Source organism: Pseudomonas sp. NY15181, from assembly GCF_048068055.1.
Classification (GTDB): Bacteria; Pseudomonadota; Gammaproteobacteria; order Pseudomonadales; family Pseudomonadaceae; genus Pseudomonas.
On the sequence record NZ_JBLUPT010000006.1, the window covers coordinates 135,260 to 161,479 of the forward strand.

22 protein-coding genes are annotated in these 26,220 nt (G+C 65.0%); 15 read left to right on the forward strand and 7 right to left on the reverse strand.

Features of this window, described 5'->3' with window-relative positions:
- The first annotated feature begins 329 nt into the window (after nucleotides 1-329).
- The 4 genes from ACNFBT_RS15960 to ACNFBT_RS15975 all read left to right on the forward strand — a co-directional run bounded on the left by ACNFBT_RS15960 (nucleotide 330) and on the right by ACNFBT_RS15975 (nucleotide 4,317).
- Nucleotides 330-1,742, forward strand: a complete 1,413-nt coding sequence (locus ACNFBT_RS15960; RefSeq protein WP_416750904.1) for a circularly permuted type 2 ATP-grasp protein — start codon at nucleotides 330-332, stop codon at nucleotides 1,740-1,742.
- Between the two features lie 4 nt (nucleotides 1,743-1,746).
- Entirely contained in the window at nucleotides 1,747-2,697 is a 951-nt protein-coding gene (locus ACNFBT_RS15965; protein ID WP_416750906.1) for an alpha-E domain-containing protein, read from the forward strand.
- Nucleotides 2,694-3,503, forward strand: coding sequence for a transglutaminase family protein (locus ACNFBT_RS15970; protein ID WP_416750907.1), 810 nt, complete (start codon nucleotides 2,694-2,696; stop codon nucleotides 3,501-3,503). The genes ACNFBT_RS15965 and ACNFBT_RS15970 overlap by 4 nt, the downstream gene beginning before the upstream one ends.
- 79 nt (nucleotides 3,504-3,582) lie before the next feature.
- Nucleotides 3,583-4,317, forward strand: coding sequence for a peptidase (locus tag ACNFBT_RS15975; protein ID WP_416750909.1), 735 nt, complete (start codon nucleotides 3,583-3,585; stop codon nucleotides 4,315-4,317).
- Nucleotides 4,318-4,454: 137 nt separating this feature from the next.
- On the opposite strand, the gene ACNFBT_RS15980 is transcribed toward ACNFBT_RS15975, so the two are convergent.
- The gene (locus ACNFBT_RS15980; RefSeq protein WP_416750911.1) at nucleotides 4,455-5,258 is read right to left on the reverse strand and encodes a c-type cytochrome; all 804 of its coding nucleotides are present in this window, start codon (nucleotides 5,256-5,258) and stop codon (nucleotides 4,455-4,457) included.
- Between the two features lie 670 nt (nucleotides 5,259-5,928).
- On the opposite strand from ACNFBT_RS15980, the gene ACNFBT_RS15985 reads away from it, so the two are divergent.
- From ACNFBT_RS15985 to ACNFBT_RS16000, 4 genes are all read left to right on the forward strand, one after another.
- Nucleotides 5,929-7,134 carry an acetyl-CoA C-acetyltransferase gene (locus ACNFBT_RS15985; RefSeq protein WP_416750913.1) on the forward strand — a complete coding sequence of 402 codons (1,206 nt, stop codon included), beginning with the start codon at nucleotides 5,929-5,931 and terminating at the stop codon, nucleotides 7,132-7,134.
- Between the two features lie 161 nt (nucleotides 7,135-7,295).
- Complete coding sequence (locus ACNFBT_RS15990) at nucleotides 7,296-9,440, forward strand: 3-hydroxyacyl-CoA dehydrogenase NAD-binding domain-containing protein (RefSeq protein WP_416750915.1); 2,145 nt, start codon at nucleotides 7,296-7,298, stop codon at nucleotides 9,438-9,440.
- Nucleotides 9,441-9,708: 268 nt separating this feature from the next.
- Nucleotides 9,709-10,263: a cysteine hydrolase family protein gene (locus ACNFBT_RS15995; protein ID WP_416750917.1), complete on the forward strand. Its 555-nt coding sequence runs from the start codon at nucleotides 9,709-9,711 to the stop codon at nucleotides 10,261-10,263.
- A gap of 204 nt (nucleotides 10,264-10,467) precedes the next feature.
- A complete protein-coding gene (locus ACNFBT_RS16000) occupies nucleotides 10,468-11,205 on the forward strand; it encodes an amidotransferase (RefSeq protein ID WP_416750919.1) in 738 nt (245 codons plus the stop codon).
- Between the two features lie 160 nt (nucleotides 11,206-11,365).
- On the opposite strand, the gene ACNFBT_RS16005 is transcribed toward ACNFBT_RS16000, so the two are convergent.
- Together ACNFBT_RS16005 and ACNFBT_RS16010 are read right to left on the reverse strand one after the other, a co-directional pair.
- Entirely contained in the window at nucleotides 11,366-12,337 is a 972-nt protein-coding gene (locus tag ACNFBT_RS16005; protein WP_416750921.1) for a magnesium and cobalt transport protein CorA, read from the reverse strand.
- Between the two features lie 105 nt (nucleotides 12,338-12,442).
- Nucleotides 12,443-12,664: a hypothetical protein gene (locus ACNFBT_RS16010; RefSeq protein ID WP_416750923.1), complete on the reverse strand. Its 222-nt coding sequence runs from the start codon at nucleotides 12,662-12,664 to the stop codon at nucleotides 12,443-12,445.
- A 278-nt stretch (nucleotides 12,665-12,942) separates the two neighbouring features.
- On the opposite strand from ACNFBT_RS16010, the gene ACNFBT_RS16015 reads away from it, so the two are divergent.
- Nucleotides 12,943-13,440: a macro domain-containing protein gene (locus tag ACNFBT_RS16015; protein WP_416750925.1), complete on the forward strand. Its 498-nt coding sequence runs from the start codon at nucleotides 12,943-12,945 to the stop codon at nucleotides 13,438-13,440.
- Nucleotides 13,441-13,535: 95 nt separating this feature from the next.
- Here the strand turns inward: ACNFBT_RS16015 and ACNFBT_RS16020 are convergent, their stop codons facing one another.
- Nucleotides 13,536-13,721 carry a hypothetical protein gene (locus ACNFBT_RS16020; protein WP_416750927.1) on the reverse strand — a complete coding sequence of 62 codons (186 nt, stop codon included), beginning with the start codon at nucleotides 13,719-13,721 and terminating at the stop codon, nucleotides 13,536-13,538.
- 328 nt (nucleotides 13,722-14,049) lie between these two features.
- Between ACNFBT_RS16020 and ACNFBT_RS16025 the strand changes: the two genes are divergently transcribed.
- Both ACNFBT_RS16025 and ACNFBT_RS16030 read left to right on the forward strand, forming a co-directional pair.
- Complete coding sequence (locus ACNFBT_RS16025) at nucleotides 14,050-17,775, forward strand: response regulator (protein ID WP_416750929.1); 3,726 nt, start codon at nucleotides 14,050-14,052, stop codon at nucleotides 17,773-17,775.
- Complete coding sequence (locus ACNFBT_RS16030) at nucleotides 17,756-19,912, forward strand: putative bifunctional diguanylate cyclase/phosphodiesterase (RefSeq protein ID WP_416750931.1); 2,157 nt, start codon at nucleotides 17,756-17,758, stop codon at nucleotides 19,910-19,912. The genes ACNFBT_RS16025 and ACNFBT_RS16030 overlap by 20 nt, the downstream gene beginning before the upstream one ends.
- A 568-nt stretch (nucleotides 19,913-20,480) precedes the next feature.
- On the opposite strand, the gene ACNFBT_RS16035 is transcribed toward ACNFBT_RS16030, so the two are convergent.
- Entirely contained in the window at nucleotides 20,481-21,170 is a 690-nt protein-coding gene (locus ACNFBT_RS16035; protein ID WP_416750933.1) for a crotonase/enoyl-CoA hydratase family protein, read from the reverse strand.
- A 210-nt stretch (nucleotides 21,171-21,380) separates the two neighbouring features.
- Here ACNFBT_RS16035 and ACNFBT_RS16040 point away from each other — a divergent pair, with 210 nt between their 5' ends.
- Together ACNFBT_RS16040 and ACNFBT_RS16045 are read left to right on the forward strand one after the other, a co-directional pair.
- Nucleotides 21,381-22,655: a hypothetical protein gene (locus tag ACNFBT_RS16040; RefSeq protein WP_416750935.1), complete on the forward strand. Its 1,275-nt coding sequence runs from the start codon at nucleotides 21,381-21,383 to the stop codon at nucleotides 22,653-22,655.
- A 21-nt stretch (nucleotides 22,656-22,676) separates the two neighbouring features.
- Nucleotides 22,677-22,961: a GNAT family N-acetyltransferase gene (locus tag ACNFBT_RS16045; RefSeq protein ID WP_152222548.1), complete on the forward strand. Its 285-nt coding sequence runs from the start codon at nucleotides 22,677-22,679 to the stop codon at nucleotides 22,959-22,961.
- Between the two features lie 247 nt (nucleotides 22,962-23,208).
- Here the strand turns inward: ACNFBT_RS16045 and ACNFBT_RS16050 are convergent, their stop codons facing one another.
- On the reverse strand, nucleotides 23,209-24,285 hold the full coding sequence (locus ACNFBT_RS16050) for a 3-deoxy-7-phosphoheptulonate synthase (RefSeq protein ID WP_416750938.1): 1,077 nt from the start codon (nucleotides 24,283-24,285) through the stop codon (nucleotides 23,209-23,211).
- Between the two features lie 180 nt (nucleotides 24,286-24,465).
- On the reverse strand, nucleotides 24,466-24,885 hold the full coding sequence (locus ACNFBT_RS16055) for a PilZ domain-containing protein (RefSeq protein WP_416750940.1): 420 nt from the start codon (nucleotides 24,883-24,885) through the stop codon (nucleotides 24,466-24,468).
- Here ACNFBT_RS16055 and ACNFBT_RS16060 point away from each other — a divergent pair.
- A complete protein-coding gene (locus tag ACNFBT_RS16060) occupies nucleotides 24,884-25,270 on the forward strand; it encodes a thioredoxin (protein WP_416750942.1) in 387 nt (128 codons plus the stop codon). The two genes, ACNFBT_RS16055 and ACNFBT_RS16060, sit on opposite strands and share 2 nt — an antisense overlap.
- Complete coding sequence (locus ACNFBT_RS16065; protein WP_416750944.1) at nucleotides 25,270-26,217, forward strand: putative 2-dehydropantoate 2-reductase; 948 nt, start codon at nucleotides 25,270-25,272, stop codon at nucleotides 26,215-26,217. Before ACNFBT_RS16060 ends, ACNFBT_RS16065 begins: the two co-directional genes overlap by 1 nt.
- Nucleotides 26,218-26,220: the final 3 nt, after the last annotated feature.

Consider the following 26,220-nt stretch of genomic DNA (forward strand, 5'->3'; position numbering starts at 1 on the left):
TCGTTGTCGGAGCCTCTGCGGCCGAACCGCGCCGTAAGGTCGGCACCTGGTTGATAGCGATGTGCCCCATCGGGAGGGGTGCTCTTGCAGCGTAGTTCCGGCCCCGGAGACTGACAAGAAAGCCCCCTGCGCCCTGCAAGGCCCCGCCCGCTGGCCCTTGCGGCCCCAAACGGGGCGCGCCGGGACGCACCGGCCGACAAAGCGCACCAAGGGAGTGCGAGGCGTTCGAGTGGTCTTTGCAAGTCATTGAACCAAAAGGAAATCTACCTCTGGCACGAGCCTTGCGATGCTCTTCCCAACCGAGGACAAGCGGCAGCAAGGAGTAGAAAATGGCTCGGGTGTTCTATGACGAAATGCATGACGCCGCTGGCGCCTGCCGACCGCACTACACGGAGTTCGCCCGCTGGCTGGCGGACATGCCCGGTGAACAGCTGCAACAGCGCCGCCGCGAGGCCGACCTGCTGTTCTATCGCGCCGGGATCACCTTCACCCTCTACGGCGACGACCAGGGCACCGAGCGCCTGATCCCCTTCGACACCATCCCGCGCAGTATTCCCGCCAGCGAGTGGAAGATCATCGAGGCCGGCTGCATCCAGCGCGTGCAGGCGCTCAACCTGTTTCTCGCCGACCTCTACCACGACCAGCACATCCTCAAGGAAGGCCTGATTCCGCCCGAGCAGGTCCTGGCCAACGACCAGTACCAACTGGCCATGCAGGGCCTGGATGTGCCCGGCAACGTCTATGCGCACATCGCCGGCATCGACCTGGTGCGCGACGGCAACGGCGCCTACTACGTTCTTGAGGACAACCTGCGCACCCCCAGCGGCGTCTCCTACATGCTGGAGAACCGCAAGATGATGATGCGCCTGTTCCCCGAGCTATTCGGCGCCCAGCGCATCGCGCCCATCGACCACTACCCGAACCTCCTGCTCGATACCCTGCGCCAGGCCAGCGAAGTGGAGCAGCCCTGCGTGGTGGTGCTGACTCCGGGTCGCTTCAACAGCGCGTACTTCGAACACGCCTTCCTCGCCCGCGAAATGGGCGTGGAGCTGGTGGAAGGCGCCGACCTGTTCGTCCGCGACGAGCGCGTCTACATGCGCACCACCTCAGGCCCGCAGGCGGTGGACGTGATCTACCGCCGGGTGGACGACGACTTCCTCGACCCGCTGGCCTTCAACCCCGACTCCATGCTCGGCGTACCCGGCCTGCTGGCCGCTTATCGCGCGGGCAACGTGGTGCTGGCCAACGCCATCGGCACCGGCGTGGCCGACGACAAATCCGTCTACCCCTACGTGCCGGAGATGATTCGCTTCTACCTGGACCAGGAGCCCATCCTGCACAACGTGCCGACCTGGCAGTGCCGCCGCCCGCAGGACCTGTCCCACGTGCTGGCGCACCTGCCCGAACTGGTGGTGAAGGAAGCCCAGGGCTCCGGCGGCTACGGCATGCTGGTCGGCCCGGCATCGACCACGGCGGAAATCGAAGCCTTCCGCGCCCGGCTGATAGCGCGGCCGGAGGCCTATATCGCCCAGCCGACCCTGAGCCTGTCGACTTGCCCGACCTTCGTCGAGAACGGCATCGCCCCGCGCCACATCGACCTGCGGCCCTTCGTGCTCTCCGCGCCGGACAACGTGCGCCTGGTGCCCGGCGGGCTGACCCGCGTGGCGCTGCGCGAAGGCTCGCTGGTGGTCAACTCGTCACAGGGTGGCGGTACCAAGGACACCTGGGTGGTGGAGGACTGAAACCATGCTCAGTAGAACCGCTTCCGACCTGTACTGGATGTCGCGCTACCTGGAGCGCGCCGAGAACCTCGCGCGCATGCTCGACGTGTCCTACTCGCTGTCGCTGATGCCCCAGGACGACCGCGGTAATGGCCTGGAGGAACTGGCCATGCCGCTGCAGATCACCGGCAACCTCGACGCCTACCTCTCCCGCCACGGCGAGCTGCACGCCGAGCGCATGCTGAACTTCTTCGCCCTGGATGCGCAGAACCCGGCGAGCATCTACTCCTGCTTCGGCGCCGCCCGCGCCGGCGCCCATGCGGTGCGCGGGCGCATCACCACCGACATGTGGGAGAACATCAACGCCACCTGGCTGGAGATGCGCGACATCGCCCACCAGGGCCTGCTGCGCTACGGCATCAGCCACTTCTGCGAATGGGTGAAGGACCGCTCGCACCTGTTCCGCGGTGCCACCCTCGGCACCAGCATGCGCAACGACGCCTTCCACTTCATCCGCCTGGGTACCTACATCGAGCGCGCCGACAATACCCTGCGCCTGCTCGACGCGCGCCAGCAGGTACTGGGCGCGCACGGCGCCGGCCCGGCCGAGGGTTCGGCGCGCGGCTACTACCAGTGGACGGCGCTGCTGCGCGCGCTGTCGGCCTTCGAGGGCTACACCGAGCTGTACCGCGATGCGCTCAACGCACGGAACATCGCCGAACTCCTGTTGCTGCGCGAAGACGTGCCGCGCTCGCTGCTGGCCTGCGCCGAGGAGCTGCGCCAGATCCTCGCCAGCCTGCCCGGCGCCAACGGGCGTCCGGCCCAGCGCCTGGCCGCCGAGCTGGAGGCGCGGGTGCGCTACACCGGCATCGACGAAGTGCTGGGCAGCGGCCTGCATCCCTGGATCACCGACCACATCGGGCTGGTGCGCCAGCTCGCCAACGCCATTCACAGCTCGTACCTGGAGGCCGCATGAAACTCTCCATCCGCCATGACACCACCTACCGCTACGAAGACCAGGTGCGCGCGAGCATCCAGTACCTGCGCCTGACCCCGCAGGAAAGCGAGCGCCAGCACGTGCTCGACTGGCAGTTGCACCTGCCGCGCCCGGCGCATCCGCAGCGTGATGCCTACGGCAACATCCTCCACGTACTGACCCTGGACGAGCCCCACGAAGCCATCGTCATCGCCGCCCACGGCCACGTGGAAATCGACGTGGAGAACGAGCGCGAGCACGATCACCTGTCGCCGTTGCCCTTTCTGCGCAGCACCCGCCTGACCCAGGCTGACGGCGCGCTGCAGGAGTTCGCCTACGCCCAGTGCGCCGGACAACGCGACCGCAAGGCGATGGTCCAGCTGATGCAGGCGTTGCACGAGCGCATCGCCTACGTGCCGGGCTCGACCCAGGTGGACAGCACCGCTGCCGAAGCCTTCGCCGCGGGGCAGGGTGTCTGCCAGGACCACGCCCACGCCTTCCTCGCCTGCCTGCGCCACCTGGGCGTGCCGGCGCGCTACGTGTCCGGCTACCTCTACACCGACGCCGAGGAACACCTGGCCAGCCATGCCTGGGCCGAGGCCTGGCTGGACGACGCCTGGTACAGCTTCGACGTGACCAACGTGCTGGATCGCCCGGAGCGCCACCTGAAACTGGCCGTCGGCCTGGACTACCTCGACGCCTGCCCGGTGCGCGGCATGCGCCGGGGCGGTGGCGGCGAGCAGATGCACGCCCGCGTTACCGTGGCGCCGGGGCACCTGCAGCAGATGCAGCAGGCGCAGCAGTAAGGAGGCGTGGCACGCGGACTGGCGCCGGCATAAGATCGGTGCCAGTTCCTTCCGCCATAAAGACAGTCATGAGACCGCTATGACCTATTGCGTCGCCATGAACCTCGCCCAGGGCCTGGTCTTCGTTTCCGATTCGCGCACCAACGCCGGCGTCGACAACATCGCCGTGTTCCGCAAGCTGCATATCTTCGGCACGCCCGGAGAGCGCCTGATCGTGGTGCAGACCGCCGGCAACCTGGCCACCTCGCAGTCGGTGATCAGCGTGCTGCGGCAGCGCCTGGGCAGCGACCAGCCGAACCTGGACAACGTCGAGAACCTTTTCGAGGCGGCCCGGCTGGTGGGTTCAACGCTGCGCGAAGTGGTCGACCATGACGAGAACATCGGCCAGAACCAGGGCGTCGACCTGGGCAGTTCCTTCCTGGTCGGCGGTCAGATCGGCAGCGAAGTACCGCGCCTGTTCAACGTCTACCCGCAGGGCAACTTCATCGAGTCCGGTCGCGACACGCCTTACTTCCAGATCGGAGAGAGCAAGTACGGCAAGCCGATCATCGATCGCGCCATGAGCTACTCCACCCCGCTGGAGCAGGCCCTGCGCTGTGCGTTGATCAGCTTCGACTCGACCATCCGCAGCAACCTCTCGGTGGGCATGCCGCTGGACCTGCTGGTGTACCGCGAGGGCAGCCTGGAAGTGCCGGCGGGATACCGCATCCAGGAGGGCGATCCGTATTTCGAGGGTATCCGCGGGAAGTGGGGCGCGGGGTTGCGGCAGTTGCTGGGCGAACTGCCGGCGCCGCCGGGGGATTACTGGCACTGAGGCTCGGCGCTCGGGCGGGGGTGCGCTTTCCGGTCAGCCCCGTAGGGCGAATAACCTGGAACAGGTTATCCGCCGGCCCGAGCGGCGGATAACGCTGGCGCGTTATGCGCCCTACGAACTATGAACATCCGATACCTCTACCCGCCAACCTTCACCTTTCGCCCCGCCATGTGCTTGAGATAAGCCACGATCTCATCCAGCTCCTGGTCGCTGATCACCTCCGGCGCGAAGCCCTTCATCCGCGCTTCCGGCCAGTGCCGCAGGCTCTGCGGGTCGCGGATGTACTGCTTGAGGTAGCCGGCGGCGAAGTACTCGGTGGGGTTGTGCGGCAGGTTCAGGTCCGGCCCGAATTGCGAGTCGCCCGCGCCGTTGAGGCGATGGCAGGCCAGGCAGTTCTTCTGGAACTGGGCGAAGCCCGAGTGCACCTTCTTCGACGCGTCCTTGGCCGGCAGCAGGGCGGAGAAGCGCTCGGCCAGCGGTTTCAGGTAGCGGAGGCTGGCGACCTGGTAGGGCCATTGCTCGGGCCCGATGCCGGCGACCTTGGGGTCGGTCCAGACCAGGTAGAACGGGCCGGCCGAGGGTTTGCCGGCGGCCAGTTCCGGCCAGGGCTTGTCCGGTTCCTCGATGGCCAGCCAGGCGCGCGAGCCCTGGTTCGCCAGCAGCGGCGCGGCCGGCAGTTCGGCGGCGAAGCCATCCAGCGCCACGGCTTGCAGGTGGTCGCCGGACTTCACGCTCTCCAGCAGCGCGGCCAGGGGCACGGCGCGGTAATGCATGGTGCGGTTGTAGGAGACGTCAGCGGGAATCTCGATGTCCTGCGCCTTGGGGTTGGCCAGCAGCTGTTCGGTGGTCAGGCGGTGCTGGCCATTGGGCAGCTCAAGGGTCAGGGTGGCGGCGAAAGTCGTGGGGCAGAGCAGCAGAATGGACAGCAGCAGTGGGCGCATGGTCGGTTCCGTGAGCGGAGTGGGCGGCCGAACCATAGCAGAAGGAGGGGAGTGGAGGAGGTGACTCCCGTGCTGCGTTGACCGTGGCTCGCGAGTGGCGGCACGCGGTGCGCAGCAACGGGGTCGCCGGTTTGTTGTCCCTAGCCGACCAGGCGACTCAGATTGGGGATGATCAGTACCACTGTGGTGGCAAAGACGATCAGGCTAGCCTGACGCCATTTTCTTGATTGTTGATGATCCATCATGGCCTTCCGCCTTTCTTGTTGTTGGCGCGGGTCCGATCCGCACTCACGGCCTGTCGGCAGTGGAGCCCGCACCTTGGCTTCTGACCGCCCCGGCAATACCCGGCGGCGGCACTTTTCGCAGCGTCTGCAAAATGGAGTCTAAGCCTAGTGCGACGTGGGCTTAGACCATCTGGCAGCAAGTCCTGCAGTTCCAGGCATATTCCATCTATATGACCTGGGCGTGACAGCTCTGGCCTGCATGTCGACCGTTTGTCCGGCGCCTTGCGCATGCCTTTTCCAGAGCCTGCGCCCCCTTGGCCGCCGGTCGGAGGTTGAGCGTGGCGGTCAATGCGCCTGAGCGCTGCGGTCATTGTCGGTGCCCGCCACGCCGCTAAGGTAGGTCGACACGCCACGCCTGCGTGACGACAACTCTAAGAGAGAACGCCATGACCGAAGCATTCATTTACGACGCGGTGCGTACTCCCCGCGGCAAAGGCAAGAAGGACGGCGCGCTGCACAGCGTCAAGCCGGTCAACCTGATGGCCGGCGTGCTGCGCGCGCTGCAGCAGCGCAACCAGCTCGACACCGTCCAGGTCGACGACATCGTCCTGGGTTGCGTGACCCCGGTGGGCGACCAGGGGGCGGACATCGCCAAGACCGCCGCGCTGGTGGCGGACTGGGACGAGCAAGTCGCCGGCGTGCAGATCAACCGCTTCTGCGCCTCGGGCCTGGAGGCGGTCAACCTGGGCGCCATGAAGGTGCGCTCGGGCTTCGAGGACCTGGTGGTGGTCGGCGGCGTGGAATCCATGTCCCGCGTGCCCATGGGCTCCGACGGCGGCGCCTGGGCGCTGGACCCGGAAACCAACCTGCACACCAGTTTCGTCCCGCAGGGTATCGGCGCCGACCTGATCGCCACCCTGGAAGGCTTCAGCCGCGCCGACGTCGATGCCTTCGCCCTGCGCTCCCAGCAGAAGGCCGCCAAGGCCCGCGCCGAAGGGCTGTTCGCCAAGTCGCTGGTGCCGGTGACCGACCAGAACGGCATCGTCCTGCTCGACCACGACGAGTTCATCCGCGCCGACTCCACCCTCGAAGGCCTCGGCGGGCTCAAGCCCAGCTTCGAAATGATGGGGCAGATGGGCTTCGACGCCAGCGCGCTGCGCAAGTACAGCTTCGTCGAGCGCATCGAGCACGTGCACACGCCGGGCAACAGCTCCGGCATCGTCGACGGCGCCGCCGCCATGCTCATCGGCTCCGAAGCCAAGGGCCGCGAGCTGGGCCTGAAGGCGCGCGGGCGCATCGTCGCCACGGCGGTGACCAGCACCGACCCGACCATCATGCTCACCGGCCCCGCACCGGCCACCCGCAAGGCGCTGGCCAAGGCCGGGCTGAAGGCCGAGGACATCGACCTCTATGAAGTGAACGAAGCCTTCGCCTCGGTGGTGATGAAGTTCATGAAGGACATGGGCGTGCCCGAGAGCAAGGTCAACGTCAACGGCGGCTCCATCGCCATGGGCCACCCGCTGGGCGCCACCGGCTGCATGATCCTCGGCACCCTGCTGGACGAGCTGGAGCGGCGCAACCTGCGCTACGGCCTGGCCACCCTCTGCGTGGGCGGCGGCATGGGTATCGCGACGATTATCGAACGAGTTTAAGGATCGATCATGGGCTACTGCGCTCGGCCATGCTGCGTTGGAAATGCTCCGGGAATGCTCATTGGCTACAGCCAACTCCGCTTCCCGAAGCATTTCCGCCTTGCCTGACCTTCGCTCGTGACGCCCCTGAAGCGATCCTCCAGAACGGGAAGAAGACAAAAATGACTGACGCCATCCGTTATGAGAAAGGCCAGGACAACATCGTCGTCCTGACCATGGACATGCCCGGCCAGAGCGCCAACACCATGAACGGTGTGTACCGCGAGGCCATGGCCGCCACCGTCGCGCGCCTGGAAGCCGAGAAGGATTCGATCGCCGGCGTGGTGATTACCTCGGCGAAGAAGACCTTCTTCGCCGGCGGCGACCTGAATGAACTGATCAAGGTGACCAAGGCCGATGCCCAGGCCTTCTATGAAGGCATCCTGGTGCTCAAGGGCCAGCTGCGCCGCCTGGAAACCCTCGGCAAACCGGTGGTCGCCGCCATCAATGGCGCGGCCCTGGGTGGCGGTTGGGAAATCTGCCTGGCCTGCCACCACCGCGTCGCCCTGGACGAAAGCCACGTCCAGCTCGGCCTGCCGGAAGTCACCCTGGGCCTGCTGCCCGGCGGTGGCGGCGTGGTGCGCATGGTGCGCCTGCTCGGCTTGGAGAAGGCCCTGCCGTACCTGGCCGAAGGCAAGAAGGTGCGCCCGGAGCAGGCCCTCAAGGCCGGCCTGATCCATCAGTTGGCCTCCAGCCGCGAAGACATGCTGGCCAAGGCCCGCGAGTGGATCGCCGCCAACCCAGCCGCCAAGCAGCCGTGGGACAGCGCCGGCTACAAGATCCCCGGCGGCACGCCGTCCAGCCCGGCCGTGGCGCAGATGCTGGCGATTGCGCCCTCCGTGCTGCGCGACAAGACCAAGGGCTGCTTCCCGGCGCCGGAGAAGATCATGTGCGCCGCCGTCGAAGGTGCGCAGGTGGACTTCGACACCGCCCAGCTGATCGAGGCGCGCTACTTCACCGAGCTGACCACCGGCCAGGTGGCGAAGAACATGATCGGCACCTTCTGGTTCCAGCTCAACGAGATCAACGCCGGCAAGTCCCGTCCGCAGGGGATCTCGCCGCAGCAGACGAAGAAGGTCGGGGTGGTTGGCGCCGGCATGATGGGCGCGGGCATCGCCTACGTCTCGGCCGCCGCTGGCATCGAGGTGGTGCTCAAGGACGTGTCCATCGAAGCGGCCGAGAAGGGCAAGGCCTACTCCGCCGGCCTGCTGGACAAGAAGGTCGGCAAGGGCCAGATGAGCGCCGAGAAGCGCGATGCCTTCCTCGCACGTATCCAGCCAACCGCCAGCGACGCCGACTTCGAAGGCTGCGACCTGATCATCGAAGCCGTGTTCGAGGACCGTGGCCTGAAGGCCAAGGTCAGCGCCGCCGCCGAGTCCTCCGCGCTGCCCGACGCGGTGATCGCCTCCAACACCTCGACCCTGCCGATCACCGGCCTGGCCGAGGCAGTGGCGCAGCCGCAGAAGTTCATCGGCCTGCACTTCTTCAGCCCGGTGGACAAGATGCCGCTGGTGGAGATCATCCGCGGCGAGAAGACCGACGACGCCACCCTGGCCCGCGCCTTCGACTACGTCCTGCAGATCAAGAAGACCCCGATCGTGGTCCATGACAGTCGTGGCTTCTTTACCTCCCGCGTGTTCGGCACCTTCACCAATGAAGGCCTGGCCATGCTCGGCGAGGGCGTGTCCGCGGCGATGATTGAGAACCAGGCGCGCCAGGCCGGCATGCCGGTGGGCCCGCTGGCGATCAGCGACGAAGTGTCGATGAGCCTGATGACCCACATCCGCGAGCAGACCCGCAAGGACCTGGAGGCCGAAGGCAAGCAGCTGCCGAAGCACCCGGCCTTCGCCGTGGTGGACCTGATGGTCAACGAGTACAAGCGCCCCGGCAAAGCCGCCGGTGCCGGTTTCTACGACTATCCCGCCAATGGCAAAAAGCACCTGTGGCCGGAGCTGAAGCAGCGCTTCGAGAAGGCCGACGCGCAGATATCCGCCGAGGACGTGCGCGACCGTATCCTCTTCGTGCAGGCCATCGAGACGGTGCGCTGCGTGGAGGAGGGTGTGCTGACCTCCACCGCCGACGCCAACATCGGCTCGATCTTCGGCATCGGCTTCGCGGCCTGGAGCGGCGGTGCGCTGCAGTTCATCAACCAGTACGGCCTGAAGGACTTCATCGCCCGCGCCGAGTACCTGGCCGAGCAGTATGGCGAGCGCTTCCTGCCGCCGGCGCTGTTGCTGGAGAAGGCGGCGCGGGGGGAGAGCTTCTGAGGCGGCTCCTTCAAGAGCCCCTCACCCCAGCCCTGGCTACGCGCCCCGCTCCGAAGGGAGAGGGAGCAGATCGTGCCGGCTGATACATTGGTTTCACCTTGCACCCAAGCAGTCCCCTCTCCCTTTGGGAGAGGGTTAGGGTGAGGGGAATAGGCAGGCACGGACTTTCAGGCGCGCTCTTAAATAGAGAAACCGGCCCTGGTGGCCGGTTTTTTCTTGCCCGCACAGACCGTAGGATGATGCCTTCCCACTCACCAGGTCCGTTCCGATGACGCCACCCGCCCTGTTGATCATCGACCAGCAGAAAGGCATGCGCGAAAGCCCCGAGCCGCGCAACAACCCGCACGCAGAGCAACGCATCGGCGACCTGCTGGCAGCCTGGCGCAAGGCCGGCTGGCCGGTGGTGCACGTCCGGCACATTTCCCGCACGCCCGGCTCGCCGTTCTGGCCGGGGCAGCCGGGGGCGGAGTTCCAGGAAGCGCTGGCGCCGCTGGACCACGAACATGTGGTGGAGAAGAACGTCCCCGACGCCTTCATCAACGGCGGCCTGGAGCGCTGGCTGCGGGTGCGCGGCATCGATGCGCTGGTGATCTGCGGCGTCAGCACCAACAACTCGGTGGAGGCCACGGCGCGCACGGCGGGCAACCTGGGCTTCTTCACGCAGGTCGCGGCGGACGCCTGCTTCGCCTTTGACAAGCGCGATTTCAACGGCGTGCAGCGCAGCGCGGAGGAGGTCCATGCCATGTCACTGGCCAACCTGCAAGGCGAATATGCGCAGGTGCTGGATGCGAACTCGATCCTGCGAACGCTGTCCCTGACCTGAATCCTTGCCGACCGGCCGTCACCCTTGTGCATCCACGCAATTGAAGGGTGATGGATTTTCCGGTATTTCCCCTCAAATTCCTGCACAAGAATCGGCTTCGGCATCTTGTGCGGTGAAAAAAATGGGCGTAATTTTCACGCGCGTTTCATCAGTGTCAGGAAAACCATTCTTATCAGCCGCTAACCCCCCAGGAATCACCCCTGCATGTCGTTGCACATCTGCATTCTGGAAACCGACATCCTCCGCCCCGAGCTGATCGACCAGTACAAAGGCTATGGCTGGATGTTCCAGCAACTGTTCGCCAAGCAACCCGTTCCGGCCGAATTCAAGGTCTACAACGTGGTGGAAGGGCATTACCCGCCCGAAGATGAGAAGTTCGACGCGTACCTGGTGACCGGCAGCAAGGCGGACTCGTTTGGTACTGATCCCTGGATCCAGACCCTCAAGGACTACGTGCTGAAGCTCTATCAGCGCGGCGACAAGCTGCTGGGCGTGTGCTTCGGCCACCAACTGCTGGCCCTGGTGCTGGGTGGCAAGGCCGAACGCGCCGATCAGGGCTGGGGCGTGGGCATCCACGACTACCGCATCGAGGAGCAGCCGGAGTGGATGAGCCCGTCGCTGGGCGATGGCCTGACCCTGCTGGTCAGCCACCAGGACCAGGTCACCGAGCTGCCCCACGGCGCGCGCCGCATCGCCTCCAGCGACTTCTGCCCGAACGCTGCCTACGCGATTGGCGACCAGGTGCTGTGCTTCCAGGGTCACCCGGAGTTCCAGAGCGACTATTCCCAGGCGATCCTGGAACTGCGCAAGCACGTCTTCAGCGAGCCGGTGTTCCAGTCCGGTATCGATAGCCTCGCGCGCCCGCACCAGGGCACCGCGGTGGGCGAGTGGATGATGCGCTTCGTGCAGCAGGGCCGCGAGAAGAAGCAGAACGCTGCCTGATTCCGGCTATGCCCCACTAAAACGCCGCTCAATTGAGCGGCGTTTTCGTTTGTGTAGCGCGCCTTTCGCGCCCATCGCGGACGGAGTCCGCTCCTACGCAAATGTGCGGCTCTTGTAGGAGCGGACTCTGTCCGCGATCCGGCCATCAGGCCGCCAGGCATCAGAGCCACTCCGCCTGCTTGAAGCTGATGTACAGCCCGACGCACCCCAGCACCAGCAGGCCCATGACCAGGAAGTAGCCGTAGTGCCAGTGCAGCTCCGGGATGTATTCGAAGTTCATCCCGTAGATGCCTGCCACCGCCGTGGGAAACGCGAGGATCGCCGCCCAGGCGGCGAACTTGCGTTGCACCACGCTCTGCCGTGAAGACTCCAGCGCCAGCCCGACCTCGATGGTCTGGGTGGCCACGTCGCGCAGGGTGGTGAGGTCTTCCAGCAGGCGATTGACGTGGATCGCCACGTCACGGAAGTAGGGGCGCATCTGCTTGTCGATGAAGGGGAAGTCCAGGCGCTGCAGTTCCTGACAGATCTCCACCATGGGCGCGGCATAGTGCTTGAGCCTGAGCACCTCGCGGCGCAGGCCGTAGATCTTCTCGATCTGCTCCTGGGTCAGCGACTTGCGCAGCACCTGTTGCTCTACTTCCTCGATTTCCCCGCGAATGGCTTCCACCACCGGCTCGTAGTTGCTGACTACGAAGTCGAGCAGGGCATAGAGCACGAAGTCGGTGCCGTGGGCCAACAGCAGCGGCCGAGCCTCGCAGCGCTGGCGCACCTGGGAGTAGGACTGCGAGAAGCCGTGGCGGGCGCTGATGATGTAGCCGACGCCGGCGAACAGGTGGGTCTCCACGAACATCAGTCGGCTGTCAGCACGGATTGGCGAATAGATCACCATGAACAGCGCGTCGCCGAAGGTCTCCAGCTTCGGTCGGCTGTGCTTTTCCAGGGCGTCGGAGACGGCCAGTTCGTGCAGGTTGAACTGCCGCTGCAGGTTGAACATTTCTTCCGGTGTCGGCTCCTGTAACCCCGTCCAGACAAAATGATCGGGTTGGCAAGCCCAGCGGTAACCGTCCTCCAGGGGAATATCGGAGACCTTGCGGCCCTTGCTGTAGACGGCGGATGCGATGACACGGCCCATGGTGACCCCCGCAACTGGCTGGCGCGCGGGACGGTTCGCCCCACGACGCAGACGCTCACGCGGACAGTGTTGGACAAGCTGGCCGGCAGCGCCAGCCGACAGGCATCAGGAATGGGGTGTGAGGGCGCCCTGCAGGCCTTGCAGGGCCACTGGCAGTGCCTGGTTGATGCGGGTGAAGAGCGCGCCTCTGTCGACGTTGTCCACCGGTGCGCGGCGGACGCTGTCGTAGCCTGCCGCCAGCGCCATGATGACCAGGATCACCATGGTGTAGAGCCCCAGGGCGGCGAGGGCGCCGTTGCGAGCGTAGCGGTGGGCCTGGCGATTCATGGTGGCGACTCGGGCGGTTGGAAGCGATGGCTCAGTGTCGCCGTCGCTCCGCCCGTTGAATAACGAAGCCGGTTGCTTTCGAGTATCAGGGAAAATGATGGGGTGCCGAGGTGCCTGCCGCCGTGGCGTTCGGAGGGGGTGCTCGGAAGTTTCCGAGAACTGGGCTGCGTTCATGGGCGTTTGACCCGCGTCAAAAATGGGGAGGCTGCCGGGCGTAGCGTGGGAATCAGGGGGTAGCGCGACGCTGCCACGGACATTCCGAACACAAGGAACTCTTCATGATTCGATACGTTGAAGGCGACGTTCTGCTCAGCAAGGCCCAGGTCATCGCGCATGGCATCGCGCCGCAGGACCACTTCGACTCCGGCCTGGCGCTGGCACTGCGCGAACGCTGGCCGTCGATGGTGCGCGACTACCGCCACGCCGCCCATTCGGATGCGCCCGAGGCCGGCTCGATCTGGGTCTGGTCGGGCGTCGATGCCGATGGTGATACCCGTTGCATCGCCAACCTGCTGACCCAGGACATGCAGGGTTCGGGACGCAGCGCGCGACCGGGGAAGGCGACGCTGGAGAACGTCGGACATTGTCTGAAGGAGTTTGCCCGCTACCTGCTGAGCGAGCGGGTGAGCAGCGTGGCGCTGCCTTGCCTGGCGACCGGGGTGGGCGGGCTCGACTGGAAGGACGTGAAGCCGTTGGTCGAGCGTTATCTGGGCGATCTGGGCATTGCAGTGGTGGTCTACGAGGTCTACCGCAAGGGAGTGGCCGCCGCTGAGTGACGACGCCCCGTCGCCCTTGAAAAGCCCGGCTGCAAGCCGGGCTTTTCGCATCGGGCTGGAGGGCATGATGTCACCTGCTGTGGGCGAGGGCGGTGTCAGCCTTGCTTGGCAGTGGCTTCCACGGTGTGGCTGGCCGCCTGCTCGGTCGGTTGCTGCTGGGCGCTCTGGACCAGGTCGAGCATACGGTTCTGCATCAGCGGGGATTCTTCGGCGAAGCTGGCCTGGGCGGCGATGGCGGTGGCAGCGGCGAAGAGGGTTGCGGCGATAACCTTGAGTTTCATTATGAACACCTCCGATGGTGTTGCTTTGGGTTCATCCATAGGTTAATGCGCAATAATTTTTGAAAAACAGCAATTCGGCTTAATGAGTTTTTACAAAAACGCAACAGTAGGCTTGCGCAATGAAAGTCCCTGCCATAAAAAAGCCCGGCGCAAGGGCGTACTGCCAGGCGGGGCTCTTTCGCTCCTGCCGCTCGTCGCTCGAGTACTGGCTCAACGCCAGTTCCCACATTCCTGTCTAGACTGCGATGCAGGGCCTCATTGAGCCCCGCCTTAGCCGCTTTCCCACATACCCAGAGGCGCGGCCGCCACGGAAAGGACTGGAGACTACATGGACGGTCGTCAATTCCCACAATCCCGCCAGTACCTGCTGCCATTGCTGGTAACCCTTACCCTGATGCTCGTTTTCGGGGGGCTGGTGCTCTGGCAGTGGCTGGCTCTGGAAGCGCGCAACCGTACCGAGTACGAGCAGCGCTTCAAGCTCGAGGCCGAGGAAATCGCCCATCGCGTCAGCAACCGGATGCGCTCCTACGAGATGGTTCTGCGCGGTATGTCCGGCCTGATCGTCGGCACTGACGCGGTGTCGGCCGAGGAATGGGCGCGGGCCACTGACCAGTTGCAGTTGCAGGACCGCTATCCGGGCATCCAGGCGCTGGCGTGGGCGCGCTACCTGAAGCGTGCAGAAGTCAACGAGTTCGTCAGCGAGATCTGGGATCAGGGTCGCCGCGATTTCCGCATCATCCCTCCGGAGCCGCGGGACGAGTACATCGTGGTGCAGTACAGCAGCCCCATGGACTGGCGCAACCGCCGCACCCTGGGGTTCGACATGCTTACCGAGCCGGTGCGCCGGGCGGCTCTCGACCTCGCCCGGGAAACCGGCGAGGTGAGTCTCACCGGGCCGCTGAAACTCAGGCAGGAAACCGAGCAGCAAGCGCAGAGCGGTGTGATCCTCTATATGCCGGTGTACCGCCCGGACGCGCCCAGCACCTCGGTCGAAGAGCGCCGTGCCGGGCTGCTTGGCATGGTCTGCGGTGCTTTTCGGATAAACGACCTGATGGCCGGCATCCTGGGTGCCCAGAGCAACCTCTACAGCATCGATCTCAGGGATGCCGGCAGTTCCGAGCCCATGCTGCAGGTATCCGACAAAGGTCACCAGCCGCGCTTCCACGAGGTCGAGGAACTGAAGCTGTTCGGCCGCACCTGGGCCCTGGGAGTGGGCAGCACGGCCGAGTACGAGGCCATGCAGAGCAACAACCGCATCACCTTCAGCCTCTGGACCGGCCTGTCTGCCGCGCTGTTGCTGGCCCTGTTGGTCGGGAGCTACCTCTACCAGCGAGAGCGGAGTCTGCAGCTCAGCCTGTCCGCGACCGCCGAACTGACCGAGCGCGAGGAGCGTTTCCGCCTGCTGCTGCAGCATCTGCCGGTGGCCACCCTGACCTGCGGGGAGAATGGCCGTATCGAGATGGCCAATGCCCGCGCCGGAGAGCTGTTCGCCTGCGAGGCGGAGAGCCTGGTGGGGCAGAACCTGCGCCGGTTCGTGCCGAGCCTGGTGGACCTGCCGCAACAATTGGCCACGCAGGCTCCCGCCGCCCTGACGGAGATCGAGGCCTTGCAGGAGGACGGTGAGCGAGTTGCCGTGGCTTTCAGCCTGAGCACCTTCAACCACGGCAATGACCAGCGCTACCTGCTCAGCCTTGTGGACATGCAGGCGCGCAAGAGCGCCGAGGAGCGTTTCCGCCTGGTGGTCGAAGCCTCGCCCAACGCCATCGTCCTGGTGGATACCCGTGGTCGGATCGCCATGGTCAATCGCCAGACCGAACAACTGTTCGGCTATAGCCGTCACGACCTGCTCGAATCGTCCGTGGAAATGCTCCTTCCCGAGGCCCTGCGCGAGGCCCATGTGGCATTGCGCGAAAGCTTCCAGCGCAAGCCCGAGCAACGGCGCATGGGCAACAATCGGGAGTTGTTCGGCGTACACCGGGACGGCCACATGATCCCGATGGAGGTGGGCCTGTCGCCGATCCGCGCCGGCCGCGAACTGCTGGTGCAGGCAGTGATCATCGACATCAGCGAGCGCAAGGCCGCCGAGCAGCGACTGCGTGACCAGGCCGAGCAATTGATGCTGGCCAACCGCTACAAGTCGGAATTCCTCGCCAACATGTCCCATGAGTTGCGCACGCCACTGAACAGCATCCTGATCCTCAGCGATCAGCTGCGGCAGAACATGGCCGGAAACCTCACCGAGAAACAGACCCGCCACGCCGATATCGTCCATCGCGCCGGCAGTGACCTGCTGCAATTGATCAACGACGTGCTCGACCTGGCCAAGGTCGAGGCAGGGCGCATGCAGCTCAAGCTGGAGCCACTCAATGTGCAGGACATGCTCGCCGAGCTGGACGGCAGCCTGCGGCCCATGGCCGAGGTCAAGGGCCTGCGCCTGTCCACCCACGTCCAGGCCGGCGTGCCAAGGGTTATCCATAGCGACCGGGTGCGCATGCACCAGATCCTGCGCAACCTGCTGTCCAACGCCCTGAAGTTCACCGAGCAGGGCGAGGTAGATCTGTCCGTAGAGCTGGACCCGGCGGCGGCGATCGATGAGCGCGAAGTGTTGTGCTTCGTCGTCCGTGATACGGGCGTCGGCATCCCCGAAGACCAGCACGAACGCATCTTCCAGGCCTTCCAGCAAATCGATGGTTCCACCAGCCGGCGCTTCGGCGGCACCGGCCTGGGCCTGGCCATCACCCGTCAGCTGGTGCTTGCCCTGGACGGCACCATCACCCTGGAAAGCGTGCCGGGGCAGGGTTCGCGCTTCAGCGTCCGGCTGCCGGTGGCGGTGGGCGCGAGCCAGCCGAAGTCCGATGAGCCCCCCGCACAACCGGTGCGTGGCGGCCAGGGGCCGGCGGTGCTGATCGTCGAAGACGACGTCAACTTCGCCTCGGTGATAGCCGAGGAGGCCCAGACCCGTGGCTTCTCCAGCGTCCACTGCCGCAGCGGCAAGCAGGCTATCGAGTTGCTGCAGAACGAGCGCTTCGCTGCCGTCATCCTCGACATCTTGCTGCCGGACGTCAGTGGCTGGCAGATCTACCGGCGTTTGCGTAGCCATTCGAACCACCGCGCGACCCCGGTGAATATCGTTTCCTGCGTGCCCCAGCCCCAGGACTGGCACGAGGACGCCACCCGCTACCTGGTCAAACCCATCGCCCGCGAGGATCTGGAGCAAGTGTTCCAGGACCTGGAAGGCGGCCGTCCGCCGGTGGAGCGCAAGCTGTTGCTGGTGGAGGACGTGGACGTGGAGCGCGAGCACTATCGCGAGCACCTGGAGCAACTGGGCTTCAAGGTGGTGGCCAGTGCCAATGGCGAGGGTGCCCGCAAGGCCTACGCGGAGAACAATTTCTCCGCTCTGGTGATAGACCTCGACCTGCCTGACCAGGATGGTTTCGAGCTGCTCGACAGCCTTCACCGCGAACGCCCACTGGATGGTTCGCGGGTGGTCATCAACACCGGTGTCGACGTCAACCAGCAGAACCTGCAACGCCTGCGCCGCTATTCGGCGGTGGTGGTGCCCAAGGCGGGCGGAGACCTCAAGAACCTCAGTTCGGCGGTCCAGGGATTCCTCGCCGGCCTGCGCGAACCGCAGGCCAGCTCGTGGTCGGACCCGCTGGAAGGCAGCCGCGTGCTGCTGGTGGACGATGACGTGCGCAACATCTACGCCCTCAGCGCCCTGCTCGACGAAATCGGCATGAAGGTCACCGCCGCCCGCGACGGCCTGGAGGCCATCGAATGCTTCCAGCGCGAACCCTTCGACCTGATCCTGATGGACATGGCCATGCCCAACATGGACGGCTACACCGCCACCCGCGTGCTCAAGCAGGAGCACGGCTGCGGCATCCCGATCATCGCCCTGACCGCCCATGCGATGAAGGGCGACCGGGAGAAATGCATCACCGCGGGCGCCGACGATTACCTGGCCAAGCCGGTGAGTCGCCAGGAATTGCTGGACATGCTTTACCGCTGGCTGGAACAACCGGGAGTTCGCCATGGCGCACCTGCAGCTTAAGGAGGCCCCTGCGGCCAACACCCTGCTGGTGGTGGATGACCGCCAGGAAAACCTCATCGCCATGGAAGCATTGCTGGACGACGGTGAATGGCAGGTGCTGACCGTGGATTCCGGCGAGGCAGCGCTGAAATGCCTGCTGGAGGAAGAGGTCGGCCTGGTGCTGCTGGATGTGCAGATGCCGCGCATGGACGGTTTCGAGGTGGCGCGGCTGATGCGCAGCAGTCCGTTGACTCGCTATACGCCGATCATCTTCATTTCCGCCATCGCCCACACCCATGAAGCCGTGCTGCACGGCTATTCGTCCGGGGCGGTGGATTTCATCCTCAAGCCCTTCGACCCCCAGGTGCTGCGCCTCAAGATCCAGTCCCTGCTGGCCCATGAACGCAACCGGCGCGACCTGCTGCAACTCAGCCAGCAACTGGACAGCGCCCGCGCCTTCAACGCCTCGGTGCTGGAGAACGCCGCCGAAGGCATCCTGGTAGTCGGCGAGGACGGCCTCATCAGCTTTGCCAACCCGGCCTCGGCGCAAATGTTCCAGGGCTCGGTGGGGGATCTGGAGGGCAAGCCGCTGCTGAATCTGATCGCCCACCCGGAGATGAGCGGCGAGTGGAAGCTGTCGGACTTCTACCGCCACTGGAAGCGGAACGAGACCTACCGCCTGCACGACGCCAGTCTCAAGACCATGAACGGCGAGCGCCTGCCGGTAGCGTTGTCGGCGTCGCCCCTGCCACGGCTGCAACGCTCCATGGTGGTCATCGCCCTGGATATGTCGGTGGTGCACCACCTCCACGCGCAACTGGAATCCCAGGCCATCACCGATGCCCTCACTGGGCTGCTCAACCGCCGCGGCTTCCACAAGGCGCTGGAAGCCTCCCTGGCTCGCGTCGAGCGCAATGGCAAGCGCATGGCGGTGCTCTACCTGGATCTGGACGGCTTCAAGCTGATCAACGATTCCCTCGGCCACGAGGCCGGCGACCGCGTGTTGCGGCGGGTAGGGGAACAGCTGAAGAACTGCCTGCGCCCCTACGACATCCTGGCGCGCATGGGGGGCGACGAGTTCACGGCGCTGCTCGACAGCCTCGACCACCCCGAAGACGCCGCGCGAGTGGCTGAGAAGCTGATCGAGATGGTTTCGGTGCGCCATCGCATCGACGGCATCGACGTCACCATTGGCGCCAGCGTCGGCATCGCCAGCTTCCCCGAGTGCGGACAGACCGTGGACGGCCTGTTGCGCGCGGCGGATATCGCCATGTACGAGGCCAAGCGCGCCGGCCGCCAGCAGTACCGCTTCTATTCGCCGGAAATGAACGGCCGCGCCCGCTCCCGGTTGATGCTGGAAGAGAGCCTGCGCAATGCCATCGAGCAGAACGACTTTCATCTGGTCTACCAGCCCCAGATCCACCTCGAGACCGGCCGCCTGCGCGGCTTCGAGGCGCTGCTGCGCTGGGAACACCGGGTGGCCGGCATGGTTCCGCCCAATGTGTTCATTCCGCTGCTGGAGGAAACCCGGCTGATCAACCGCCTGGGCGACTGGGTGCTGCGGGAGGGGGCCAGCCAGTGCAGTGCCTGGAGGCAGGGCTTCGGCGACGACCTGGTGGTCAGCATCAACGTCTGCCCGCTGCAGTTCGGCATGCCGCAACTGGTGGAAGACCTGCGGCGGGTGCTGGGCAACTTCAGCTTGCGGCCCTCGCAACTGGAAGTGGAGGTCACCGAAAGCGCACTGATGCAGGACCTGGAGCTGACTCGCGAACAGCTCCGGCAACTGCGCGCCCTGGGCGTGCGGATCGCCATCGACGACTTCGGCACCGGCTATTCGTCCCTGGCCTACCTGCGCCATTTCGAGCTGGATACCCTGAAGATCGACCGCCTGTTCATCTCCAACATGCTGGAATCGCCGCGCGATGCCGCGGTGGTCAGCACCATCATCGACCTCAGCCGCCACCTGGGCCTGGAAGTCATCGCCGAAGGTGTGGAAACCGCAGCCCAGCGCGACTGGCTGCTGGCGCATGGCTGCACCTACATGCAGGGTTTCCTGGTGGCGCCGGGGCTGCCCGTGGCAGAGGCCGGGGCCTTTCCTCGTGTAGTGGACTGGCGCGCTTTGCAAGAAGCGGCCCTCACTGCCAGCCGCTCTCCCTGACGTGGAGAGGGGCGTTCATCCGCGCCGATGAACGCTTGAGTGAGAAGCGATCAGGCCGGGGCGCAAGGCGAGGGTTGCAAGGTCTACCCGGTACGCCGGCTCACCACCGGCGCGCACACGTCAATCCCTACACGTCACCTGTCGGGGCATCCGGGATCACGCCCCGGCATATCGCGATAAGGCGGCTCCATGTCTTGCTTTGTTGTGGCGTATCCCAACGCGCCAGGTGCCAAGTTCGATTTCACCTACTAGTGCGAGGAGCACATCCCACTCCTGACCCGCCTGATCGGCGAGAACCTGGTGAAAGTCGACGTGCGCAAGGGCCTGGCCGCAGCGGATGGGCGGAAAGGTCCAACGCCGACGCCACCCACTCAATCGGGATGTGTTGCGTGACGGTGCTCAGATCGGAGAAGTCGAACAGGTCGCCAGGTCGTGCAGTTGCTGTTGGAAGGACATAAAAAATCCGATGCCAGAAGTCTGGCATCGGATTCTCAGGGAGCCCCGGCAGCAGCTCAAATGCTTAAGTGAACAGCATTACGGCGCAAGGCCGGGCTCTTTCATTGCGCACTCAGGCGAGGTGCTGCTTGTCCTGCTCGATGGCGCGGTCGAGGGTCTCCAGCAGTTGCTTGCGCACTTTCAGCTTGGTGTTGCGGTGTGCGGTCATGTTGAGCTTCTTCAGGTGGCGTGCCGCTTCGAGGGCTGCCTCCCGCAGTTGCTCGGTCGGCACAACCTTGTCGAGGAAACCGGCGTCCACGGCATCGCGCGGGTTGAACATCTCGGCGTTGATCACCGAGCGGGTGAAGGCGGAGCGACGCAGGCGGTCGCGGGCCAGTTCGATGCCCACGTGGTGCATGGTCATGCCGATGGCGACTTCGTTCAGGCCGATCTGGAACGGGCCGTCGACGCCGATGCGGTAATCCGCCGAGAGCAGGATGAACGCGCCCTTGGCCACCGCATGGCCGGTGCAGGCGACGATGACCGGGTAGGGGTGGGAGAGCATGCGGCGCGCGAGAGTGGAGCCGGCGGCCACCAGATTCACGGCGTTCTCCGGGCCGGAGGTCATCACCTTCAGGTCGTAGCCGCCGGAGAGAATGCCCGGCTGGCCGGTGACGATGACCACCGCGCGATCCTGCTCCGCCTGATCCAGCGCCTGATTGAAGGCCTCGATGACGGCGGGGGAGATCGCGTTCACCTTGCCGTTGTTCAGGGTCAGGGTGGCGATGCCGTCTTCGAGTTGGTAGGTGATCAGCTCACTCATGGCGGTAGTCCTTGGTTGGAAGTGCGGCAGAACATACTGACGGGGGAGGCGGGCGTAAAGCACTTTGGCTGACCGGTGAGTCACCCGGAATCCGGGGCTTGTGGGGAGTCGTACGCATTTCCGGGAAGCCGTCGTGGAGGCTGTTCGACAGTGCTGTTAAGCTGCCACTATTGCCTGTGATACCCCCGCTCTCGCAAGGACCGCCGCTGCATGTCGAAACTCGTCAAATGGTTATTCCTCGCCCTGATCGCCGTCGCGCTGATCATCAAGGTGTCGCTGTGGCTGTCCGTGCGCAGCATCGTCGATGATGCGATTGCGCAGCTGTCGCCGATGATGGAGATCAGCTACGGCGGCATTTCCTCGTCCTTCGACGGTCGGGTCGGGCTCAAGAACGTGGTGATCAGGGTGCCCCTGGCCCACGACAGCCTCAAGGTGGCCCACGCCCAATTGAAGTTCAACGGCTTGCGGGCGCTGCTGAGCTTCAAGGAGCGCCTGGCCGAGCACAAGCTGCCCGAGCAGCTGGCGCTGGAGCTGCAGGGCGTGGAATTGGAGGTGGCCGGCCCGTTCGTGCAGCAGCTGTATGCCGTGCCCGCCGATAAGAGCGCGTTCACCGCGATGAGCGAAGTGGCCTGCGGCAATGTCCGAAATATCGGTGTCGATGAGTTGCTGCAGATGGGCTATCGCACGCTGCAATCGGACCTCGAGTTCTCCTATCGCTTCGAGCCCGGTGCGCAGAAGCTCACCTTCAACCTGCGCAACGATGCCCGCGACATGCTGGACCTGCACCTGAGCATGTCGCTGATGAATGTGTCCGAGCGTCCGGGTGACATGCGCGTGAACCCGCCGAGGGTCGAGCAGGTCACCGTGCAGATGGACGACAACCAGTACCAGCGCCGGGTCACCGAGTTCTGCCGCGGCAAGATGGGCCTCGACCAGAAGGCGTACCTGGCCCAGTCGCTGGAGCAGTTCGACAAGTCCCTGCGCCAGCAGCGCATCGCCCTGGACAAGCCGGTGCTCGAGGCTTACGGCCGCTACCTGAGTGATCCCCGTTCGCTGCGCATCGAACTGACCCCCAGCGAGGGGATGACCTGGGATGGTCTACAGTTCTTCGAGCCTAAGGATGTCATCGGGATGCTCCGACCGAGCGTTCTGGTCAATCAGGAGGCGGTATCCCAGCTGGGCTTCACCTGGGTCGATCCGCTCAAACGCAAAATCACTCCGGAAAACGACCTTCAAAAGGTTTCGGCTGAAGAAACGGTTGAGTCGGAGGCTAGAACGCAGCAATATGAGTTCGTTAATGTTGACAGCCTTGCCCAGTACACCGGCAAGCGCCTGCAGTTCATCACGTTTGATGGTGCCTATTACCAGGGTGTGCTGCACAAGGTGGAGAACGGTCGAGCCTATATCACAGTCCTGATCGGGACCGGCTCGGCGGAAATGTTCCTCCGCCTGAACAAGATCAATCAGGTGCGGGTCATGTTGTGAGGCCCCAGAAGGAGAGAGCAAGTGAGTGAGTCGTTGTCCATCCATCACGATGAAACCAGCCACCAGTTCGTCACGACGGTGGACGGCCATCGCGCCTATCTGGCCTACATGGATCTGGGCAAGCAGACGCTCGATATCTATCGCACCTTTGTCCCGGACACCCTGCGTGGCCGTGGTATCGCCGCCGCCCTCACTGAGCACGCCCTGCAGTACGCCGAGCGCAAGGGCTACAGCGTGATCCCGTCGTGCTCCTATGTGGAGCGCTACCTGGAGCGCCGCCAGCGCCATACCGATACCGCGCTCTGATCCTCGGATCGCAGAGATGAAAAAGCCGGGCACATTGCCCGGCTTTTTGTTTGATGCGTAATCCGCCCGAGCGGCGTGGCGCTGCTTTCTGTTGGAGCGAGCTTGCTCGCGAACAGAGATTCCAGGGACGTCGGCGTCAAGCGGTTCGCGAGCACGCTCGCTCCCAAAAAACAGCCATCCCCGAAGCACGTGCGAGCCAAAGAAAAAGCCGGGCAATCGCCCGGCTGTTTCGTGCCCGCTTGAAGGGTCAGCCGCGCTGACGCTTGGGCAGGACGTCCTTGAGCTTGGCGTGCATGCTGCGCACGGCCTTCTCGGTGGCGTCCCAGTCGATGCAGGCGTCGGTGATGGAAACACCGTACTGCAACTGGCACAGGTCCTTCGGGATCGGCTGGCTACCCCAGCCCAGGTGGCTTTCCACCATCAGGCCGACGATGGAGTTGTTGCCTTCGGCGATCTGGTTGGCGACGTTGTCCATCACCAGCGGCTGCAGGGCCGGGTCCTTGTTGGAGTTGGCGTGGCTGCAGTCGACCATGATGTTCAGCGGGATCTTCGCCTTGTTCAGTTCCTGCTCGCACAGCGCGACGCTGACCGAATCGTAGTTCGGCTTGCCGTTGCCGCCGCGCAGCACCACGTGGCCGTAGGCGTTGCCCTTGGTGGTCACGATGGAGACGCCGCCTTCCTGGTTGATGCCCAGGAAACGGTGCGGGCTGGAAACCGATTGCAGGGCGTTGATCGCCACGGTCAGGCTGCCGTCGGTGCCGTTCTTGAAGCCGACCGCCGAGGATAGGCCGGAGGCCATCTCGCGGTGGGTCTGGGATTCGGTGGTGCGCGCGCCAATGGCCGACCAGCTGATCAGGTCCTGCAGGTACTGCGGGGAGATCGGGTCGAGCGCTTCGGTGGCAGTGGGCAGGCCCATCTCGGCGAGGTCGCGCAGCAGCTGGCGACCGATGTGCAGGCCGTCCTGGATCTTGAAGGAGTCATCCAGGTAGGGGTCGTTGATCAGACCCTTCCAGCCCACGGTGGTGCGCGGCTTCTCGAAGTACACGCGCATCACCAGGAACAGGGTGTCGGAGACTTCCGCGGCCAGCACCTTCAGGCGTTCGGCGTACTCGTGGGCGGCCTTGATGTCGTGGATCGAGCAGGGGCCGATCACCACGAACAGGCGGTGGTCCTTGCCGTCGAGGATATCGCGGACGACCTGGCGGCCGTTGGCAACGGTGCGCAGGGCGGCATCGGTCAGGGGGATTTCGCGCTTGAGCTGCTCCGGCGTGATCAGGGTCTCGTTGGAGGCAACGTTAAGGTCGTCGATCTGTAAATCAGCCATCGTGGTACTCAATCAGGTCACGGGTGCCGGCCGCCAGAAATCCCCGTGCGATGGGGCGCAGGCAGATGTGTCGCTAAGGGGAATCCGAACCTTAACCGGTCCGACGCTGGCTCGACAATGGCCTTTGGCAGGAAAATGCCCGGACCACGGGCATTCGCGCGACTTTCTGCGCGAGCGGCGTCAGACCGCGCAAAACAATGGGAAGTCCTGGGCGTTGTGCGCGATCCATTCCAGGGCGAGTTCCTCGAACGACAGCGTGACGCCCGTCTCCTCTTCGCGCTGCCGCCGGTAGCGCTCTATCTGGCACACCTGCTCGACCATGCGGGCGCGGAACAGCGTGTCTTCATCGATGAAGGCGATCCCGACGAGGTAGTCGCTGCTCTGTTTGCGGCTCCAGGCCACCACGCCGGGGTAGCACGCCGAGTCGCCCAGCAGGGGAATGCGCAGCTCGATGGACGTGCCGCGGCGAAAGCCCCGCGGCGAGTTGCACGCCACACCGCCGAGGCTGATATTGTGCAGGCGCTGGCGCGGCAGGAAGGTCTGCTTGCGAATGACCAGCTCAACCGGAAGGTCACAGGGGTGACGCAGGAACTGACGCATGACGGAATGCTCCGACTGCAATCTTTCTAGTATTGGCCATTTGAGTATAGTGCCGGCCCTGGAGCTGACCGACCTGGACGCCGACCGCCGGCTGCTTTCCCTGCCGGGCGTGTCGCTGCTGGTGTTCACCAGCGAGGGCTGCTCCTCCTGCCGCTGGGCGCGGATGAAGCTGCCGGAGTTCGGTCTTCCCGTGGATCGCCTGTGCTGGATCGACGCCGGCCGCAGCGGCGGACTGGTGGCGCGCTACGGCGTGTTCCACCTGCCGGCGATGTTCCTGGTGCGCGACGGCGATTTTCTCGGCCCGGTCCACGCCGCACTGCGCCCCGAATCCCTGATCGAAGCCCTGCGCGCCGGCCTGTCGCGCCCGGCTGAGGAGTTGCCTTGATGAATCTGCGAATCGGCATCATCGGAACCGGCGCCATCGGCGGTTTCTATGGCCTGATGCTGGCCCGCGCTGGCCACGACGTGCATTTCCTGCTGCGCAGCGAGTACCCGGCGGTGGTGGAGAACGGTCTGCGCCTGAACAGCCAGGTGTACGGTGAACTGAGCCTGGCGTCGGTGAATGCCTACGACGACGTCGAGCATATGCCGCCCTGCGATTGGCTGCTGGTCGGCGCCAAGACCACCAGCAATGCCAGCCTGGCGCCGCTGATCGCCCAGGCGGCCGCCCGGGGCGCCAAGGTCCTGCTGCTGCAGAATGGCCTGGCGGTGGAGGACGAACTGCGGGAGCTGCTGCCGGATCACCTGCATCTTTTAGGCGGCCTCTGCTTCATCTGCGTGCACCGTACCGCGCCGGGTGTCATCGAACACCAGGCCTTCGGCGCGGTGAACATCGGTTACCACTCCGGCCCGGCAGTGGATGAACCGGCGCGCCAGGCCATAGTCGAGGAGGGCGTCGGGCTGTTCCGCAGCGCTGAACTGGGCTCCAACGCCATGCCCAGCCTCGAGCACGCGCGCTGGCAGAAGCTGGTGTGGAACATCCCCTACAACGGTCTCTCGGTGCTGCTCGACAGCGGCACCCGGGCGATCATGGACAACCCTGACAGCCGGGCGCTGGTGGCCGAGCTGATGGAGGAGGTGGTGGCGGGCGCGAAGGCCTGCGGGCATTCGCTGCCGCCGAACATCGTCGGCGCGATGCTGGCCTCCACCGACGCCATGCCGGACTACCTGCCGAGCATGTATCACGACTTCGCGCAGCGCCGTCCGCTGGAACTCGGCGCGATCTACGCTGCGCCATTGCAAGCGGCGCGGGAGGCGGGGCGCGAGATGCCGAAGATCGAGGCGCTCTACCGCGCCCTGCGCTTCATCGACGCGCGCAACCAGGCTCATTGAGCC

Bases quoted from the DNA above. Each gene is read 5' to 3' on its own strand.
- ACNFBT_RS15960 (WP_416750904.1), top strand. From the start codon at position 330: ATGGCTCGGGTGTTCTATGACGAAATGCATGACGCCGCTGGCGCCTGC.
- ACNFBT_RS15965 (WP_416750906.1), top strand. From the start codon at position 1,747: ATGCTCAGTAGAACCGCTTCCGACCTGTACTGGATGTCGCGCTACCTG.
- ACNFBT_RS15970 (WP_416750907.1), top strand. From the start codon at position 2,694: ATGAAACTCTCCATCCGCCATGACACCACCTACCGCTACGAAGACCAG.
- ACNFBT_RS15975 (WP_416750909.1), top strand. From the start codon at position 3,583: ATGACCTATTGCGTCGCCATGAACCTCGCCCAGGGCCTGGTCTTCGTT.
- ACNFBT_RS15980 (WP_416750911.1), bottom strand. From the start codon at position 5,258: ATGCGCCCACTGCTGCTGTCCATTCTGCTGCTCTGCCCCACGACTTTC.
- ACNFBT_RS15985 (WP_416750913.1), top strand. From the start codon at position 5,929: ATGACCGAAGCATTCATTTACGACGCGGTGCGTACTCCCCGCGGCAAA.
- ACNFBT_RS15990 (WP_416750915.1), top strand. From the start codon at position 7,296: ATGACTGACGCCATCCGTTATGAGAAAGGCCAGGACAACATCGTCGTC.
- ACNFBT_RS15995 (WP_416750917.1), top strand. From the start codon at position 9,709: ATGACGCCACCCGCCCTGTTGATCATCGACCAGCAGAAAGGCATGCGC.
- ACNFBT_RS16000 (WP_416750919.1), top strand. From the start codon at position 10,468: ATGTCGTTGCACATCTGCATTCTGGAAACCGACATCCTCCGCCCCGAG.
- ACNFBT_RS16005 (WP_416750921.1), bottom strand. From the start codon at position 12,337: ATGGGCCGTGTCATCGCATCCGCCGTCTACAGCAAGGGCCGCAAGGTC.
- ACNFBT_RS16010 (WP_416750923.1), bottom strand. From the start codon at position 12,664: ATGAATCGCCAGGCCCACCGCTACGCTCGCAACGGCGCCCTCGCCGCC.
- ACNFBT_RS16015 (WP_416750925.1), top strand. From the start codon at position 12,943: ATGATTCGATACGTTGAAGGCGACGTTCTGCTCAGCAAGGCCCAGGTC.
- ACNFBT_RS16020 (WP_416750927.1), bottom strand. From the start codon at position 13,721: ATGAAACTCAAGGTTATCGCCGCAACCCTCTTCGCCGCTGCCACCGCC.
- ACNFBT_RS16025 (WP_416750929.1), top strand. From the start codon at position 14,050: ATGGACGGTCGTCAATTCCCACAATCCCGCCAGTACCTGCTGCCATTG.
- ACNFBT_RS16030 (WP_416750931.1), top strand. From the start codon at position 17,756: ATGGCGCACCTGCAGCTTAAGGAGGCCCCTGCGGCCAACACCCTGCTG.
- ACNFBT_RS16035 (WP_416750933.1), bottom strand. From the start codon at position 21,170: ATGAGTGAGCTGATCACCTACCAACTCGAAGACGGCATCGCCACCCTG.
- ACNFBT_RS16040 (WP_416750935.1), top strand. From the start codon at position 21,381: ATGTCGAAACTCGTCAAATGGTTATTCCTCGCCCTGATCGCCGTCGCG.
- ACNFBT_RS16050 (WP_416750938.1), bottom strand. From the start codon at position 24,285: ATGGCTGATTTACAGATCGACGACCTTAACGTTGCCTCCAACGAGACC.
- ACNFBT_RS16060 (WP_416750942.1), top strand. From the start codon at position 24,884: ATGACGGAATGCTCCGACTGCAATCTTTCTAGTATTGGCCATTTGAGT.
- ACNFBT_RS16055 (WP_416750940.1), bottom strand. From the start codon at position 24,885: ATGCGTCAGTTCCTGCGTCACCCCTGTGACCTTCCGGTTGAGCTGGTC.
- ACNFBT_RS16065 (WP_416750944.1), top strand. From the start codon at position 25,270: ATGAATCTGCGAATCGGCATCATCGGAACCGGCGCCATCGGCGGTTTC.